This is a genomic window from Streptomyces sp. NPDC034099 (assembly GCF_055575415.1).
In genome coordinates this window covers 21,249-37,186 of record NZ_JBVISR010000007.1, presented here as the reverse complement: position 1 = coordinate 37,186, position 15,938 = coordinate 21,249, and the positions used below count along the sequence as shown (strand labels likewise).

The 15,938-nt window shown below is 71.5% G+C and carries 17 protein-coding genes; 5 read left to right on the top strand and 12 right to left on the bottom strand.

All coding sequences use genetic code 11. The annotated features are described in order from the left end of the window. Nucleotides 1–9: 9 nt before the first annotated feature. The 5 genes from ACZ56V_RS20845 to ACZ56V_RS20825 form a co-directional block, all read right to left on the bottom strand. Complete coding sequence (locus ACZ56V_RS20845; protein WP_468944188.1) at nucleotides 10–1,836, bottom strand: glycoside hydrolase family 3 protein; 1,827 nt, start codon at nucleotides 1,834–1,836, stop codon at nucleotides 10–12. A 120-nt stretch (nucleotides 1,837–1,956) separates the two neighbouring features. Beyond that, nucleotides 1,957–2,436: a thioesterase family protein gene (locus ACZ56V_RS20840; protein WP_467381081.1), complete on the bottom strand. Its 480-nt coding sequence runs from the start codon at nucleotides 2,434–2,436 to the stop codon at nucleotides 1,957–1,959. Beyond that, a complete protein-coding gene (locus ACZ56V_RS20835; protein WP_398916221.1) occupies nucleotides 2,433–3,389 on the bottom strand; it encodes a 3-hydroxyacyl-CoA dehydrogenase NAD-binding domain-containing protein in 957 nt (318 codons plus the stop codon). The genes ACZ56V_RS20840 and ACZ56V_RS20835 overlap by 4 nt, the downstream gene beginning before the upstream one ends. A gap of 35 nt (nucleotides 3,390–3,424) precedes the next feature. Next, the gene (locus tag ACZ56V_RS20830; protein WP_468944183.1) at nucleotides 3,425–4,318 is read right to left on the bottom strand and encodes a beta-keto acid cleavage family enzyme; all 894 of its coding nucleotides are present in this window, start codon (nucleotides 4,316–4,318) and stop codon (nucleotides 3,425–3,427) included. Nucleotides 4,319–4,395: 77 nt separating this feature from the next. Next, nucleotides 4,396–5,253: a TetR/AcrR family transcriptional regulator gene (locus ACZ56V_RS20825; RefSeq protein ID WP_468944180.1), complete on the bottom strand. Its 858-nt coding sequence runs from the start codon at nucleotides 5,251–5,253 to the stop codon at nucleotides 4,396–4,398. A 232-nt stretch (nucleotides 5,254–5,485) separates the two neighbouring features. On the opposite strand from ACZ56V_RS20825, the gene ACZ56V_RS20820 reads away from it, so the two are divergent. Next, nucleotides 5,486–6,478 (top strand): DUF6215 domain-containing protein, encoded by a 993-nt coding sequence (locus ACZ56V_RS20820; protein WP_468944177.1) that lies wholly within the window; start codon nucleotides 5,486–5,488, stop codon nucleotides 6,476–6,478. A gap of 38 nt (nucleotides 6,479–6,516) precedes the next feature. Here the strand turns inward: ACZ56V_RS20820 and ACZ56V_RS20815 are convergent, their stop codons facing one another. Together ACZ56V_RS20815 and ACZ56V_RS20810 are read right to left on the bottom strand one after the other, a co-directional pair. Next, entirely contained in the window at nucleotides 6,517–7,233 is a 717-nt protein-coding gene (locus ACZ56V_RS20815) for a polyamine aminopropyltransferase (protein WP_468944174.1), read from the bottom strand. After that, nucleotides 7,230–7,682 (bottom strand): MerR family transcriptional regulator, encoded by a 453-nt coding sequence (locus tag ACZ56V_RS20810; RefSeq protein WP_398916231.1) that lies wholly within the window; start codon nucleotides 7,680–7,682, stop codon nucleotides 7,230–7,232. The genes ACZ56V_RS20815 and ACZ56V_RS20810 overlap by 4 nt, the downstream gene beginning before the upstream one ends. A 258-nt stretch (nucleotides 7,683–7,940) precedes the next feature. Between ACZ56V_RS20810 and ACZ56V_RS20805 the strand changes: the two genes are divergently transcribed. Continuing rightward, on the top strand, nucleotides 7,941–9,443 hold the full coding sequence (locus ACZ56V_RS20805) for a SulP family inorganic anion transporter (protein WP_398916233.1): 1,503 nt from the start codon (nucleotides 7,941–7,943) through the stop codon (nucleotides 9,441–9,443). 15 nt (nucleotides 9,444–9,458) lie between these two features. On the opposite strand, the gene ACZ56V_RS20800 is transcribed toward ACZ56V_RS20805, so the two are convergent. After that, nucleotides 9,459–9,893 carry an arsenate reductase ArsC gene (locus ACZ56V_RS20800; RefSeq protein ID WP_468944170.1) on the bottom strand — a complete coding sequence of 145 codons (435 nt, stop codon included), beginning with the start codon at nucleotides 9,891–9,893 and terminating at the stop codon, nucleotides 9,459–9,461. 117 nt (nucleotides 9,894–10,010) lie between these two features. Here ACZ56V_RS20800 and ACZ56V_RS20795 point away from each other — a divergent pair, with 117 nt between their 5' ends. Then, nucleotides 10,011–10,319 carry an ArsR/SmtB family transcription factor gene (locus ACZ56V_RS20795; RefSeq protein WP_398916237.1) on the top strand — a complete coding sequence of 103 codons (309 nt, stop codon included), beginning with the start codon at nucleotides 10,011–10,013 and terminating at the stop codon, nucleotides 10,317–10,319. Continuing rightward, complete coding sequence (arsB, locus tag ACZ56V_RS20790; RefSeq protein WP_468944168.1) at nucleotides 10,316–11,425, top strand: ACR3 family arsenite efflux transporter; 1,110 nt, start codon at nucleotides 10,316–10,318, stop codon at nucleotides 11,423–11,425. The genes ACZ56V_RS20795 and arsB overlap by 4 nt, the downstream gene beginning before the upstream one ends. A gap of 66 nt (nucleotides 11,426–11,491) precedes the next feature. On the opposite strand, the gene ACZ56V_RS20785 is transcribed toward arsB, so the two are convergent. Further along, complete coding sequence (locus ACZ56V_RS20785) at nucleotides 11,492–11,857, bottom strand: ArsR/SmtB family transcription factor (RefSeq protein WP_468944165.1); 366 nt, start codon at nucleotides 11,855–11,857, stop codon at nucleotides 11,492–11,494. Nucleotides 11,858–11,941: 84 nt separating this feature from the next. Here ACZ56V_RS20785 and ACZ56V_RS20780 point away from each other — a divergent pair, with 84 nt between their 5' ends. Next, nucleotides 11,942–13,303: an NAD(P)-binding domain-containing protein gene (locus ACZ56V_RS20780; RefSeq protein WP_468944162.1), complete on the top strand. Its 1,362-nt coding sequence runs from the start codon at nucleotides 11,942–11,944 to the stop codon at nucleotides 13,301–13,303. 11 nt (nucleotides 13,304–13,314) lie between these two features. On the opposite strand, the gene ACZ56V_RS20775 is transcribed toward ACZ56V_RS20780, so the two are convergent. The 3 genes from ACZ56V_RS20775 to ACZ56V_RS20765 form a co-directional block, all read right to left on the bottom strand. Next, nucleotides 13,315–14,061, bottom strand: a complete 747-nt coding sequence (locus ACZ56V_RS20775; RefSeq protein WP_468944159.1) for a phosphotransferase family protein — start codon at nucleotides 14,059–14,061, stop codon at nucleotides 13,315–13,317. 150 nt (nucleotides 14,062–14,211) lie between these two features. Further along, entirely contained in the window at nucleotides 14,212–14,964 is a 753-nt protein-coding gene (locus tag ACZ56V_RS20770) for an SDR family oxidoreductase (protein ID WP_468944157.1), read from the bottom strand. Continuing rightward, on the bottom strand, nucleotides 14,961–15,932 hold the full coding sequence (locus ACZ56V_RS20765) for a fumarylacetoacetate hydrolase family protein (protein ID WP_468944154.1): 972 nt from the start codon (nucleotides 15,930–15,932) through the stop codon (nucleotides 14,961–14,963). The genes ACZ56V_RS20770 and ACZ56V_RS20765 overlap by 4 nt, the downstream gene beginning before the upstream one ends. Nucleotides 15,933–15,938 lie beyond the last annotated feature (6 nt).

Below are 15,938 nucleotides of genomic sequence, written 5' to 3'. Positions count from 1 at the left end.
CCCCGGGCGTCAGTCGTCGTACGACAGGCCGTGCCCGATGGGGAAGAGGACCTCGGTCGGGTCGTCGGCCCGCTGGACGGGGACGGGCAGCTTGCCGCGCGGCTCGACCCGGCCCGCGATCACCCGCGCGGCGGCGCGCAGTTCGACCTCGGTCCAGCAGTAACAGGCCAGCGAGGCCGGGACGTCGCCGAGGTGGGCGATGTCGTAGGGGTTGCGCACCGCGAGGTGGACGACGGGGACGCCCGTCGCGCGCAGCCGGGACACCAGGGTGCGCTGGGCGCCGGCGGCGCCGACGTTGTCGGTGGTGACGACCACCGCGTCCCGTCCCCGTGCGGCGGCCACGGCCTCGTCGATCTTCGCCGCGTCGGGCTCCCGGCCGGTGGCGAGGTGGGTGGTGCGGTAGCCCAGCTCCTCGAACGCCTTGGCCAGCTCCGGCACCGAGGTGCGGGTGTCGTCGGTCGGGAAGGCCGGGCTGGCGCCGGTCACGAGCAGTTTCCGCTGCCCGCGGCGCAGCGGGAGCGCGTTGTCCTCGTTGACCAGCAGGGTGGTGGTGCGCTCGGCGATCCGGGCGGCGGCGAGCCGGTGCCCGCGGGCGCCGACGACCCGGTCGACCTCCCCCGGGGAGGTGTGGGGGCTGCCGCTGAGCAGGCCGACCTTGTCCTTGATGCGCAGGATGCGCAGGACCGACTCGTCGAGCCGGTCCTCGGTGATCTCCCCGCTGCGCACGGCGGCCAGGACACCGTGGTAGGCGACGTCGATGTCCGGGGGGAACAGCAGCTGGTCGACGCCGGCCTCGAGGGCGAGGACGGGCACGCGGTCGTCGCCGTACTTGGTGCGCACACCGGCCATGTTGAGGGCGTCGGTGACGATGACGCCGTCGAAGCCGAGTTCGTCGCGCAGTACGCCCTGGAGGATCGCGGACGACAGGGTGGCCGGTTCGTTGCTGGGGTCGAGCGCGGGGACCTGGAGGTGCGCGGTCATGATCGAGTCGACGCCGGCGGCGATCGCGGCCCGGAAGGGCGGGGCGTCGACGCGCTCCCACTCCTCGCGGGTGTGGGTGATCACGGGCAGTCCGGTGTGGCTGTCCTGTCCGGTGTCCCCGTGGCCCGGGAAGTGCTTGGCGCAGGCCACCACGCCGCTCTGCTGGTAGCCCGTCACCTGCGCGGCCACCATACGCCCGACCTGGCGGGCGTCGGCGCCGAAGGAACGGACGTTGATGACGGGGTTGGCCGGATTCACGTTGACGTCGGCGACCGGGGCGAAGTTCTGGTGGATGCCCAGGGCGGCGAGTTCGGTGCCCGAGATCCGCCCGGCGGTGCGCGCGTCGGAGGGCGAGCGGCCCGCGCCGAGCGCCATCGCCCCCGGCAACTGGGTGGCGCCGCTGGCGATGCGGACGTTCGCCCCGTGTTCCTGGTCGATGGAGATCAGGGACGGGACGGGGGTGGGCAGGGCCAGCGAGGCCCGCTGCACGCCGTTCGTCAGGTCCGCGACCTGCCGGGGGTCCCGGATGTTGTTCGTCCAGCCGGAGAAGAGGATCACCCCGCCGACGTGGTACTTGGCGATCAGCTCGGCCACCGTGCGGACGCCGAGTTCCCGGAGGTTGCGGTCCTGGTCGAACTGGCTGGGAGAAGTCGCCGACGTGCCGTAGAAGTACGGGACGAACAGCTGGCCGATCTTCGCCTCGATGCTCATCCTGGAAATGATCTTCTTGAGGCGGTGGTCGCGCCCGTGCGCGGCCGCGGGGGTGGCCGTCACCCCCACGGCACCCGCCGTGCCCGCGGCGACCACGGTCGCGGAGGCGAGAACGGTCCGTCTGGACAGACTCCGGTCCTGCATGCGGACATGCTCCTTCCAGCCTTGCTCGTCAAGGGAGTTGAAGGAAACTTGAAGGACGCCGAACAGCGGGAAACGTAGCCTGCGCGTCACGGGCGGGCAAGAGGTCTAGACAAAATAGGTCTAGGCCACGGCAGGGATCGAGCGGCCCGCCCACTCCGGAGCCGGTTCGGTCAGTTCCGTGAAGCGGCGCCGCACCGCGTCCGGGAACTCGACGGCCCGGCCCGCCCGCTGGTCGACGTGGACCGCCAGCAGCTCCGTCGTCGCCACCGGAACCGCGCCGGACGGCGGCTCCGACTCCGGTCCGGACACCACGTACATCTCGTGCGTGAAACGCGCCTTGCGCGCCGCCGCGCCCAGCACCCGGGTACGGACGGCGAGGTGCGAGGCCGCGGGCACTTCCCGCAGGAAACGGACGTGGGACTCGGCCGTGTAGAGGGAGCAGCCCGTGGTCTCCCGGTAGCCGGAGTCCAGGCCCGTCCCGATCATCAGCGCGTCCGTGGCGTGGCCGAAGACGAGGACGTAGAAGGCCTCGCTCATATGGCCGTTGTAGTCGATCCATTCCGGGCGGACCGTGCTGTGGAACAGGGGAAGCCTCGTCATCGGGAGCCCTCCCCGCGGTCCAGGCGGCCGGTGGCGCGCAGCACGTCGACGACACCCCGGTCGCGTTCGGCCACCAGGTCCGCGAGGGAACGGCCGTCCGCCGCCTCGTCGCAGCCCGCCACCACGGCGTCGTACAACTCCTTGTCCAGCTCCGGCGCTTCGAGGCGTGTCCACGGCGACTTCAGGGACGGGCCGAAGTGGTCCAGCATGTGCGCCATGCCGCCCTCGCCGCCCGCGAGCGCGAAGGTCAGCATCGGCCCCATCACCGCCCAGCGCAGCCCCGGACCCTCGGTGATCGACAGGTCGATGTCCCGGACCGTCGCCTCGCCGTTCGCGACCATGTGCAGCGCCTCGCGCCACAGGGCCTCCTGGAGGCGGTTCGCGATGAACCCCGGTACCTCGTTGTCCATTGTGATGACGGACTTGCCCGCGACCTCGTAGAAGCGGGCGGCCCAGGAGACGGCCGCCGCGTCGGTGCGCTCGCCGCCGACGACCTCGACCAGCGGGATGAGATAGGGCGGATTGAACGGGTGCCCGACGACCAGGCGGGACGGGTCGGCGGCCGTCGTCTGCATGTCGGTCATCGGATAGCCGGAGGTGGAGGAGGCGATGACGACGCCTGGCGGTGTCGCCGCGTCCAGGCGGGCCAGCAGATCACGCTTGAGGTCGAGCTTCTCGGGGGCGCTCTCCTGGACGAAGTCGGCGTGGGCGACGGCCTGTTCGAGGGTGTCGGTCACGGTGAGCCGGTCGGTCGACGCGCCGTCGGCGAGGCCGAGGAGGGTGAGCGTCGGCCAGGCCGCGTCGACCAGGCGGCGCAGCTTCCGGGAGGCGTCGGGCGCCGGGTCCCAGGCGGTCACGTCGTAGCCGCGCGCCAGGAAGTGGGCGACCCAGCCGCCGCCGATGACTCCGGCTCCGACGCAGGCGACGCGGCGGACGTTCTCGGGTGAGGTCATGAGGGGATCCTTTGTCGTCCGGGCGGACCTGCGGGCTACTTACGGGGCTTGAGACCGAGGACGGCGCGGGCCTCGTCCGGCGTCGCGACGCGGGCGCCGATCGACTCGGTGATGGTCACCGCCCGCTCGACGAGCTGGGCGTTGGTCGCCTTGTTGCCCTTGCCGAGGTACAGGTTGTCCTCCAGGCCCACGCGGACGTGACCGCCGAGCAGGATCGACTGGGCGACCCACGGCATCTGCATCCGGCCGAGCGCGAAGCTCGCCCAACGGGCGCCCTCCGGAAGCATGGTGACCATCGACTGGAGCACCCCGGGGTCCGCGGGCGCGCCCCACGGAATGCCCATGCAGAGCTGGAACACCGTCGGGTCGTCGAGCAGGCCCTCCGCGAGCAACTGCTTGGCGAACCAGAGCTGCCCCGTGTCGAAGATCTCCAGCTCGGGGCGTACGCCCAGCTCCTGGATGCGCCGCGCGCCCGCGCGCAGCATGTCGGGCGTCGAGACGTAGAGGTTCGAGCCGTCGCCGAAGTTGAGCGAACCGCAGTCCAGCGTGCAGATGTCCGGAAGCAGGTCCTCGACGTGCGGAAGCCGGTCCAGCCCGCTGACGAGGTCGGTGCCGGGGAGGTGGGTGAGCGGGTCGTCCGGGTCGATGACCAGGTCGCCGCCCATGCCGGCGGTGAGGTTGATGACGACGTCGGTACCGGTCTCCTTGACGCGCTCGACGACCTCCCGGTACAGCTTCGGGTCGCGGGACGGATCGCCGGTCTCCGGGTCGCGTACGTGAATGTGGACGACGGCCGCTCCGGCGGCGGCCGCCTCCACGGCGTTCCTGGCTATCTGCTCCGGGGTGACGGGCACGTGGGGGCTCTTGCGGACGGTGTCGGCGGCGCCGGTGAGCGCGCAGGTGATGATGACGTTCTCGGTCATGGGCATACGGGAACTCCCGGGGTCGGGGCCTATGTTGCTTCCGGGCCGGCTTGCGGCTCGGCTTCGGTCCGCTTCGGTCCGGTCTACGGGGCCGGAATCGTGTCGGTGACATGGGTGGTCAGCGCCGCGTGCATCGCGTCCGCGGCCGCGGCGGACGACGGCCCGCTCACCGAGAGGACGTGCGTCGCCAGGCCGTCGATCAGCGCGGTGAGCGTCAGCGCCGCCGCCTGCGGATCGAGCCCGGCGCGGAACACGCCCTGTGCGACACCTCGGCGTACGACGTCGGCGACGGTCTCCCGCCACTGCCGGTAGTACTCGGAGTGCAGCCGGCCCACCGCGGTCGAGCGGGCGGCCTCGGCCCACAGGTCGAGCCACACCGCCCACTGGCGGCGCTGCTGCGCGGTGCGCGGCGTCTGCAGCGCGATGAGCTGGCGCAGCTCCGCCGCCGCGTCGTCCGCCTCGGCGAGCCGGGCGGCACGGCGCGCGGTGTCCTCGTCCATGCACCAGCGCACGGCCGCCTCCAGAAGTTCGGCGCGGCCGGGGAAGTGGTAGTGGATCGCGGCGCTGCTGGTGGCGCAGGCGCGGGCGATGTCGGCGACCCGCACCGCGTGGAAGCCGTGCTCCGCGATCAGCCGGACCGTCTCGCGGACGATCTGCAGCGGCCGCCCGCCCTCGACGCCGGCGGACGGCTCCGTTGCCTGCTCGCGGGGCCGGGTGCCGAGCAGCCAGCCCGCGTCCACCCGCCCCTCGTCGGCGATCCGGGCCAGCTCCGCGGCCGTGAAGCGGCGGGTGCCGCTCAGCGAACGCGACAGCTTGGACGGATCCATGACGACACGGCGCGCGAACTCGCGCTGGCTGACGCCTGCGGCCGCGATGACCTCGCGGACGCGGGCGGCGGTGTCGGCGGTCGGTGCGCCGTCGAGGGCATCGTCGGTTTCCACGGGCACGACCCTAGACATGTGTTGCGAAAAACTCAACGGTAAGGGAGAAAGGACCTCCTGATACAAACCCCTATTGAGACACTGACTGATGCGTCAGTCAGAAGCGCGAGGGGGTGATGGCGACAGGGGAGGGAGCAGCCTCCGCGAGCCCCGTTCCATCACGGTTGAGTACCTGGCCGGAACTATGGCTTCCGTCACAGCAAACGCGATCTTGGCCTGGTGAGATCGCCGGATGCTCGGTTTCCTCGTCCGTCTCCTGCCCTTCTGGGTCCGCGAGCCGCTGCTCATCGTCGTCGGGTCCGTCTTCGGCGTGCGCATCATGTACCTCGCCCACCGCGACGGCGAGTGGGTGGCGGCCGGGATCGGCCTGGCGTTCCTGGTGTTCACCGCGGTGCGGATCCACACGGTGGTCCAGGCCCTGCGCGCACGCCGCACCACGGCCCCGCAACCGCAACCGCAACCGGGGCCCCAGCCCCAGCCGCAGCGCCCGGCTGTGCAGCGCCCCACCACCCCGACCGTTCCGGAGAAGGAACCCAACGCGTGGGGCCAGGCGTTCGCGGCCGTGGCCGTCATCGCGGCACTCGGGGCGGCGGCGTGGCTGGGTCCGAACCTGCTGCCCTCCGAGGACGACGGCACGCCGCGGGCCGCCTCGTGCGCGAGCGGTGAGGACGAGAAGCTGCCGGCCGCCTACGAGAAGACGTCCCGGGCCGTGACCGGCGACGAACTGTGCAAGGCGCTCAACAGGTCCGACCTGGCCCAGCTCCTCGGAACGCCCGCGGAGACCGCGACCGTGGCATCCGGCACCAGCGACACCGCCCCGCTGACCGACGGGAAGGTCGCCCAGCCGGAGGCCGAGGTCCAGTTCGACACGTACACCGTGAACGTCTCGGTCACGTACAACCAGCTGTCGGTCGCCCAGTACGTCAAGCTGATGAAGTACGGCGAGGAGACGGACGTCAGGACACTGTCCGTCCTCGGCCGGCCCGCGGTCCTCGCCTCGGACCACACCATGAAGATCGAGATCAACCTGGGGGGCGGCAGCTCCGGCGGACCGGTCGAACAGGGCCCCCTGGCCCGCACCTTGTCCGTGGCCCTCGACGCGAAGGATCAGGGCGGCTACTACGACATCACCGTGTGGAGCGCCTCCGGAGCCCTCCCGGACGACACCGCCCTCCTGGACATCGCCGAGAAGGTGCTCCCGACGATCCCCGAACGGCCCGTGTGACGAGCCGGGCCCTCCACCTTCTGCCGAGGCCGAGGCGGCTACTTCTTGTGCGCCACGTACACGGTGTTGGTCGCGGTGCCCCCTTGGAGGGGATTGTCGAACGTGACGACGTGAGCCCGCGGTGCGGCGAAGGCGTCCGCGAGCGCGGAGGTGAACTGCTCGTCCGGCGGGTCGTTCGACCACAGGGCGAACACTCCGCCGGGGTGGAGGTGCGTTGCCAGGGCGCGGAGCCCGGCGGGCCGGTAAAGGGCGGCGTGGCGGGGGTTGAGCACGTGGCTCGGCGAGTGGTCGATGTCCAGCAGGACCGCGTGGAAACGACGGCCCGGCATAGTCGGGTCCAGTCCACCGGGATCGGCGGCCAGCGCGAAGAAGTCGCCGTGCACCAGTCGGCAGCGCGCGTCCGAGGTCAGCGCGGTACCGAGGGGGACCAGCCCGCGTCGGTGCCAGTCGATGACTTCGGCGAGTGCGTCGATCACCGTGAGGGTGTCCGTCCGGGGGTCGTCCAGCGCGGCCCGGGCGGTGTACCCCAGTCCGAGTCCCCCGACGGCCACGTCCAGCCGGACGTCCGCCAGCCCCGCCAGCCCCAGTTCGGCCAGCGCGATCTCGCCGGCCGTGAAGAGGCTGGACATCAGGAACTCGTCGTCCAGTTTCACCTCGTAGACGTCCTCGCCCGTCGCCGGATGGCGGCGCCTTCGCAGGCTGATGTCACCGATCGGCGTCTCCCGCCAGTCGATCTCCTCGAAACGCAGACTCATCCGTTCGCCTCTCCCTCGCCGGCTGCCGTGCGGGCCGCTGCCTGCCGGGAGTCGGTCTCGAGCCTTCGCCGCAGGGTGGCGGCGAAGTCCTCGGCCATCGTCAGGCGCGCGCGCAAGGTCTCGCAGCGCACGTCGGCCACCTTCCGGTAGGAGTCGAGACGCTCCCGCAGCCGTTCCCTCTCCTCGCCGACCGGTGGCTCGTCGGGTGCGGCGAGCCGGTCGGTGATGTCCAGCAGGTCCCGCATCTCCTCGAGGGAGAAGTCCAGCGGCTTCATGCGGCGGATCACCATGAGCCGGTCGACGTCGGACTCCGTGTAGAGGCGGAAACCGCCCTTGCTGCGGGCCGAGGGAATGACCAGGCCGACCTCTTCGTAGTGACGGATCGTGCGCAGCGACAAACCGGTCCGTTCGGCCACCTCGCCGATCTGCATGTGCCGCTGCTCCGTCATCGTCCTGCCGTCTCTGTCCGTTCGGTCCGCCGGGGCTCCGAGAACACACTCTGCTCTTACGTGAGGGTAGAGTGTCCACGGCTGCACTGAAGACTTCCGGGCAATGATGCCCGACCGGCGACCTGAGAGTTGCCGCCCAGTCCGGCAGGGCCCCCGCCGAGGCGGCTGGGCTGCCGGACGATTCCTCACCGGGATCACGTACGCCGAGCGCGTGTGTCCAGCGGCAACGGACGCCTGCGCCTGAACAGAAACGGTCGCATGTCCTCACCGCTGTCCCACGCTCCCAAGCCGCGCCTGTCCAGGCCCGAATGGCTCGCGTCACCCAAGGTCGTGCGCACCGAGGTACTGGCCGGGCTGGTCGTCGCCCTGGCGCTCATCCCGGAGGCGATCTCGTTCTCCATCATCGCCGGCGTCGACCCCGAGATCGGCCTGTTCGCCTCCTTCACGATGGCCGTCGTCATCTCCGTCGTGGGCGGCCGCAAGGCGATGATCTCCGCCGCCACCGGCGCCGTCGCCCTGGTCATCGCGCCGCTCAACCACGAGTACGGCTTCGGGTACCTGGTCGCCGCCGTCATCCTCGCGGGCGTCTTCCAGGTGATCCTCGGCGCGCTCGGGATCGCCAAGCTGATGCGGTTCGTGCCGCGCAGCGTCATGGTGGGCTTCGTCAACGCCCTGGCCGTCCTGATCTTCATGGCCCAGGTGCCGGAGATGCACGACGTGCCCTGGGCCGTCTACCCGCTCATCGCCGCCGGCCTGGCCCTGATGGTGTTCTTCCCGAAGGTCACCAGGGTGATCCCGGCACCGCTGGTCTCCATCGTCATCCTGACCGTGATCACTGTCGGTGCGGGCATCGCCGTCCCCGACGTGGGCGACAAGGGCGAGCTGCCGTCCTCCCTGCCGGTGCCGGGCCTGCCGGACGTTCCGTTCACCCTGGACACGCTGACCACCATCGCCCCGTACGCGCTCGCCATGGCGCTGGTGGGCCTGATGGAGTCGCTGATGACGGCCAAGCTGGTCGACGACATCACCGACACCCGGTCGGGCAAGACCCGCGAGTCGATCGGCCAGGGCATCGCCAACATCGTCACCGGCTTCTTCGGCGGCATGGGCGGCTGCGCCATGATCGGCCAGACCATGATCAACGTGAAGGTCTCGGGCGCCCGCACCCGGCTCTCCACCTTCCTGGCCGGCACCTTCCTGATCATCCTGGTGGTCGTCTTCGGCCCCGTCGTGTCCGACATCCCGATGGCCGCCCTGGTCGCCGTCATGATCATGGTTTCGGTCGGCACCTTCGACTGGCACTCGATCCGGCCCAGGACGCTCAAGCGGATGCCGGTCGGCGAGACCGTCGTCATGGTCATCACCGTCGCGTGTGTGGTCACCACCCACAACCTGGCCATCGGCGTGGTCGTCGGCACCATCGCCGCGATGATCGTCTTCGCCAAGCGGGTCGCTCACCTGGCCCACGTCTCCGGCGTCGTCGACCCCGAGGGCAGGCAGGTCGTCTACTCGGTCACCGGGGAGCTGTTCTTCGCCTCCTCCAACGACCTCGTCTACCAGTTCGACTACAAGGACGACCCCGACGACGTCGTCATCGACCTCTCCGGCACCCACATCTGGGACGCGTCATCGGTCGCCGCGCTGGACGCGATCGAGACCAAGTACGCCCAACGCGGCAAGAAGGTCACCATCGTGGGCCTGAACCCGCCCAGCGCCGACATGCGCCGGCGCCTCGCCGGACAGCTCACCGGCGGCCACTGACGAACCGTGAGTCGGTCAGGACCGCGCCCGGTCACGCCTCTGCTGCGCGTCGAGCTCGGCGACGAGGGCCTCGACGCGAGTCCTGATCTCGTCGCGGATGGGGCGGACGGCGTCGACGCCCTTGCCGGCCGGGTCTTCCAGGGCCCAGTCGAGGTACTTCTTGCCGGGAAAGACGGGGCAGGCGTCGCCACAGCCCATGGTGATGACGTAGTCGGACGCCTGAACGGCCTCGGTGGTCAGGACCTTCGGCCTGGCGCCGGCGATGTCGACACCGACCTCCTTCATCGCCTCCACGGCGGCCGGGTTGACCTGTTCGCCCGGGACGGAGCCTGCGGAGCGGACCTCGACGCGGTCGCCCGCGAGGTGCTGGAGGAAGCCGGCGGCCATCTGGGAGCGGCCGGCGTTGTGGACGCAGACGAACAGCACGGAGGCGGGCGGAGCGGAGGACATGCGTTCTTCCTTCACAAAGTGAGAGAGCCTTCATGTCGTCGCGGGTTCGGCGGATCGACCGGCCCACGGATCAGCCTCGGCTGTTATCAGTGCAGGGTGATGTGACAGTATCAGCCCATGATGACGTCAGTCGACGCTGACCTGATCCGGGTGCTGGCCGACCCGCTCAGGCTGCGGATCGTGACCCTGCTCGCCCGCGAGACGCTGTGCACCACCCACCTCGTCGAGGAGACCGGCGCCCGGCAGACCAACCTCTCCAACCATCTGAGGGTCCTGCGCGAGGCCGGGGTCGTGGAGACCGAGCCGTGCGGGCGCTTCACCTACTACAAGCTGCGTCCCGACGTCATCGCCCAGCTCGCCGGGCGGTTCGCCGGCCTGGCCGAGTCCGCCCGCACCGCCGCCGACAACAAGAGGGCCTGCCCGTGACCTCCACCGAGCCCACCACCTCCGCTCGGGCCGGGGTCGGGGACGACTCGATCGCCAGGAAGCTCTCCACCCTCGACCGCTACCTGGCGGTGTGGATCCTCATCGCCATGGCCGTCGGCCTGGGCCTCGGACGGGTGATCCCCGGGCTGGACGACGCGTTGGCGAAGGTGGAGGTCGGCGGTGTCTCCCTGCCGATCGCCCTCGGCCTGCTGATCATGATGTATCCGGTCCTGGCGAAGGTCCGCTACGACAGGCTGGACGCCGTCACCGGCGACCGCAGGCTGATGATCTCCTCCCTGGTCGTCAACTGGGTCCTCGGACCCGCGGTCATGTTCGCCCTGGCGTGGATCTTCCTGCCGGATCTCCCCGAGTACCGCACCGGTCTGATCATCGTCGGCCTGGCCCGCTGCATCGCCATGGTCATCATCTGGAACGACCTCGCCTGCGGCGACCGCGAGGCCGCGGCCGTGCTCGTCGCGCTCAACTCGGTCTTCCAGGTCCTGGCGTTCGGCCTGCTCGGCTGGTTCTACCTCGATCTGCTGCCCGGCTGGCTGGGCCTGGGCGACGGGGAGCGCCTGGACATCTCGATGGGGGAGATCGCCTTCAACGTGGTCGTCTTCCTGGGCGTCCCGCTGCTGGCCGGCTTCCTGACCCGCCGGACCGGCGAGAGGAAGCTGGGCCGCGAGGGGTACGAGGCCCGTTTCCTGCCGAGGATCGGCCCCTGGGCGCTGTACGGGCTGCTGTTCACGATCGTCGTTCTCTTCGCCCTCCAGGGCAGGACCATCACGTCCCAGCCGCTGGACGTCGCCCGGATCGCGCTGCCGCTGCTGGTGTACTTCGCGGTCATGTTCTTCGGCACCTTCCTCCTCGGCAAGGGCCTCGGCCTGGCCTACGACCGCACCACCACCCTCGCCTTCACGGCGGCGGGCAACAACTTCGAGCTGGCCATCGCGGTCGCCATCGCCACCTTCGGCGTCACCTCCGGCCAGGCCCTCTCCGGCGTCGTCGGGCCGCTCATCGAAGTACCGGTCCTGATCGGCCTCGTCCACGTCGCGCTCGCCTGGCGCAAGAGATTCACCGCCGGCGCGGTGACGACGACCCGCTGACGCGGACGTGGACGTGATGGCGGCCGGGGGCGGCCGAGCAGGGCTCGCCGCCGGCCCCGGCGGCGGTCAGCCGCGCAGGTCGAGCATGGCCGCCATGGCCGCCACCACGGACGGGGCGACCTGGTAGTAGACCCAGGTGCCGCGCCGTTCGGAGGTCAGCAGTCCGGCCTCGCGGAGCTTCTTCAGGTGATGGGAGACGGTCGGCTGCGAGACGCCGACGTCCGCGATGTCGCACACGCACGCCTCGCCGCCCGGATGCGAGGCGATCTTGGAGAACAGGCGCAGGCGCACCGGGTCGGACAGTGCCTTGAACATGGCGGCCATCTTCTCCGCGTCCGCCCGGGACAGCTCCCCGGCGGTGATCGGCGGGCAGCACGGCACGACGTCCCCGTCCTGAAGGGCGGGGAGCTCCACGACCTCTGAATTCGACATGTGTCTATGTTGACGCTCGTCGATACGGGTGGCAAGCTCCGGGGCATAGAGACACATCGACAGACATCGAATCAAGGAGTCGTCGTGGCCACGAGCACCCATCAGCTCCCCGTCGTCGTCATCGGGGCCGGTCCCGTCGGACTCGCCGCCGCCGCCCACCTCGTCGAGCGCGGTGTCGCACCCCTCGTTCTCGAAGCGGGCGACCAGGCCGGCGCGGCCGTGCGTGCGTGGAGCCACGTACGCCTGTTCTCCACCTGGGGCGAAGTCGTCGATCCGGCCGCCGAGAAGCTCCTCGCCCCCGCGGGCTGGACCGGGCCCGACCCGGCGGCGTATCCGTCCGGCGGAGAGTGGGCCGAGCAGTACCTGCAGCCCCTCGCCGACGCGCTCGGCGACCGGGTGCGCACCGGGGCCACCGTCACCGGCGTCTCCCGGGCCGGCCGCGACCGGATCGTCGACGCCGACCGGGAGCGGCAGCCGTTCGTCGTGCACGTCGAGTACGCCGACGGCCGGGAGGAGCGCGTCCTCGCCCGCGCCGTGATCGACGCCTCCGGCACCTGGACCACGGCCGGCCCGGCCGGCGGCAGCGGCCTGCCCGCGCTCGGTGAGAAGGCGGCGGCCGACCGGATCACCTACCGCGTGCCGGACCTGGCGAACCCGGCCGTCCGCGCCCGGTACGCGGGCAGGCGCACCGCCGTCATCGGCTCGGGCGCGTCCGCGTTCACCGCGCTCGCGTACCTCGCCGAGCTGGCCGAGTCCGAGGACGGTACGGGCACCCACGCGGTGTGGATCCTGCGCCGCGGCATCTCCGGCTCCACCCTCGGCGGCGGCACCGCCGACCAGCTCCCCGCCCGCGGCGCCCTCGGCCTCGCCGCCAAGGCCGCCGTCGACAAGGGGCACGCCGACGCGGTCACCGGCTTCCGCACCGAGGCGTTCGAACGCGACGCCGACGGCCGCCTCGTCCTCCTCGGCGAGGACGGCCGCCGCCTCGACCCGGTGGACGAGGTGATCGTGCTGACCGGCTTCCGCCCCGACCTGTCCTTCCTGGACGAACTGCGCCTGGGCCTGGACGAGCGCCTCCAGGCACCGGTGGAACTCGCCCCGCTGATCGACCCCAACCAGCACTCCTGCGGCACCGTTTACCCGCACGGCCACCGCGAGCTCTCCCACCCCGAGCAGGGCGTCTACCTGGTCGGCATGAAGTCCTACGGCCGCGCCCCCACCTTCCTCGCCATGACCGGGTACGAGCAGGTCCGCTCCGTCGCCGCGGCCCTCGCCGGTGACCTCGACGCCGCCGACCGCGTAGAACTCACCCTCCCCGAGACCGGAGTCTGCGGCGGCGCGGGCCTGTTCGACACCCCCGACGCCCAGCAGACCGAAGGCGGCGGCTGCTGCGCCGCACCGGAGCCCCGGCTCGTACAGCTCGCCGCGCCGAAGCACCGGTCCTGATCCCCGGTCCCTCACATCCGGGATCTCAGCACGTCGACCTCGCAGCCCGGCGCGAACGGGTCGAAGCCGTGCCCGATCAGCCAGCGCACCGACAGCAGGCTGCGCAACGACCACCACGCGTGGATCACCTCCAGGTCGACGTCGGTGCCGTAGCCGGCGACGACGTCGTCGAGGTGCTCCTCATGTCCGAGCGTGAAGGTGGCGAGGTCGTACAGGGCGTCACCCCGGCCCGCCTCGGACCAGTCGATGATGCCCGTGACCTCGTCGCCGTCGAGGAAGACGTGCGCGATCTGCAGGTCGCCGTGCGTGAACGCCGGGGTCCACGGCCGGAGCGCGGCCCCGGCGACCCGGCGGTTGCGGGCGACCAGGTCCGCGGGCAGGACGCCGTTCGTCACGAGCGACTCGCACTCGTCGTCGAGTTCCGCCGCCAGCGCGACGGTGCTCCGCCCGGCCCGGCCCGGTCGGGACGGCGGCGGCGCGTCGTGCAGCTTCCGGATGGCGGCGCCCGCCGCGGCCCACGCCGCGGGCGACCCGGTCGACGGCCCACCGAGGCGCCCAAGCGTCGTCCCCGGAAGCGCGGCGATCGCGAGCACGGGCGGCCTGCGCCACAGGACCTCCGGGGTCGGGACCGGCGCCAGGGACATCGCCTCGACCTCGGCGTCGATGCGCGCCTGATCGGAGTCCACCTTCAGGAACACGTCGCCGACGCGCAGAGTCGCGCGCTCGGAGTGGGCGACGACGACTTCGACCTCATCCATGGGCGACCAGTATCCCGGCAGGTGATCGCCGACGTCGCCGGGTTTCTCACGTGCGACGACGCGGCCGACTCCGCGTACGGCCGGCCGCGGTCCCGACGGCCTCCTCGTGCGGGCAGGCCGAGACCGGTGCCACCTTGCCGTCGAGCCGCTTCACGGCGGCCCCTCGCGCAGGGCGTCCGAGACGGACTTGACGCCGCCGTGCGCGGTCATGCCGCCGTCCACCGGGATCTCCGCGCCGCTGATGAACGACGCGTCGTCGGACAGCAGGAACACGACCAGGGGCGCCACCTCGTCGACGGTTCCGGTGCGGCCGAGCGGCGTCTCGCGGACGTTGGCCTCGCGGAAGGCGGGCGCGGCGGAGGCGGTCATCCCGGTCTCGATGTAGCCGGGGTGGATCGTGTTGACCCGGATGCCGCGCGGTCCCAGTTCCAGGGCGGCGGTCCTGGACAGGCCGCGCAGCGCCCACTTGCTGGTCGTGTAGGCGACCGGGTAGTGCGCGGTGAGGGCCGCCGAGGAGCCGACGTTGACGACGGAGGAGCCCGGTGGCATGAGCGGGGCGAGGTGCTGGATGCCGAGCAGCGGGCCGGTGACGTTGACCGCGTGGACGCGGGCCATGTCCTCGGGGCGTACGTCGCCGACGCGGGCCCGCCAGGTGATGCCGGCGTTGTTGACCAGGCCGTGCACCCGCCCGTACGACTCCCGCAGCTCGGAGGCGAGCCGGGCCCAGTCCCGCTCGCTGCTGACGTCGAGACGCCGGCAGCCGGGCGCCCCGGTCACGTCGGTGGCGACGACGTGGGCGCCCTCCCGGGTGAGCGACTCGGCCGCGGCGGCGCCCTGCCCGCGGGCCGCGCCGGTGACGACGACCACCTTGCCGAGCAGCCTCTCGGGGCGCAGGTCGCTCACGGCCGCTCCCGGGACCGGCGCCGGCCGGCCGGCAACGGGACGGGCCCGACACCGGGAACGACGGTGTTGGTGAGGGTGCCGATGCCCTCGACGGTGAGCGTGACGGTGTCCCCGGGCTTCAGCGGCGCCGGGGTCTGCTCGCCGCGCCGGCCCCAGAGTTCGGCGAGGCAGCCGCCGTTGCCGCAGGTGCCCGAGCCGAGGACGTCGCCGGGGACGACGCGGGTGCCGCGGGAGGCGTAGGCGGTCATCTCCTCGAACGTCCAGCTCATGTTGGACAGCAGGTCCGCGCCGACCTTAGCGCCGTTGACCTCGGCGCTCAGGGCCAGCCGCAGGAAGCCTTCGGAGTCCCGGTACCTCTCCAACTCGTCGGCGGTGACGAGGTACGGGCCGAGGGCGGTGGCGGTGTCCTTGCCCTTGCAGGGGCCGAGGCCGACCTTCATCTCGGAGGACTGCAGGTCACGGGCGGACCAGTCGTTGAAGACCGTGTAGCCGACGATGTGGTCGCGGGCCCGTTCCGGGGTGAGGTCGCGGCCCTCCCGGCCGATCACGGCGCCCACCTCCAACTCGAAGTCCAGCACGGCCGAGCCGGGCGGGACCGGGATGCCGTCGCGGTGGCCGTAGACCGCGTGGGGGTTGGTGAAGTAGAACGTCGGGGCCGCGTACCACTGCTCGGGGACGCCGCCGGTGCTCTCCACGGACCGGCGTACCCCCTCCACGTGCTCCTCGAAGGTCACGAAGTCCCGTACCGAGGCGGGCTGCAGCGGGGGCAGCAGCCGTACTTCGGAGGCGTGCGGGCCGGGCGGCACGTCGAGGGCCGCTGCGCCGGCGGCGAGCAGTCCGGGGAGCCCGTCGGTCGCCTGGATCAGTGCGGTGAGCGAGATGGCGCCGGGAAGGGGGAAGAGAGTGTCGTCCTCTTCCACTACCGCCACCCGGCGGCGGTCTTGATGTTCGTATGCGGCGAAACGCATGGTGCG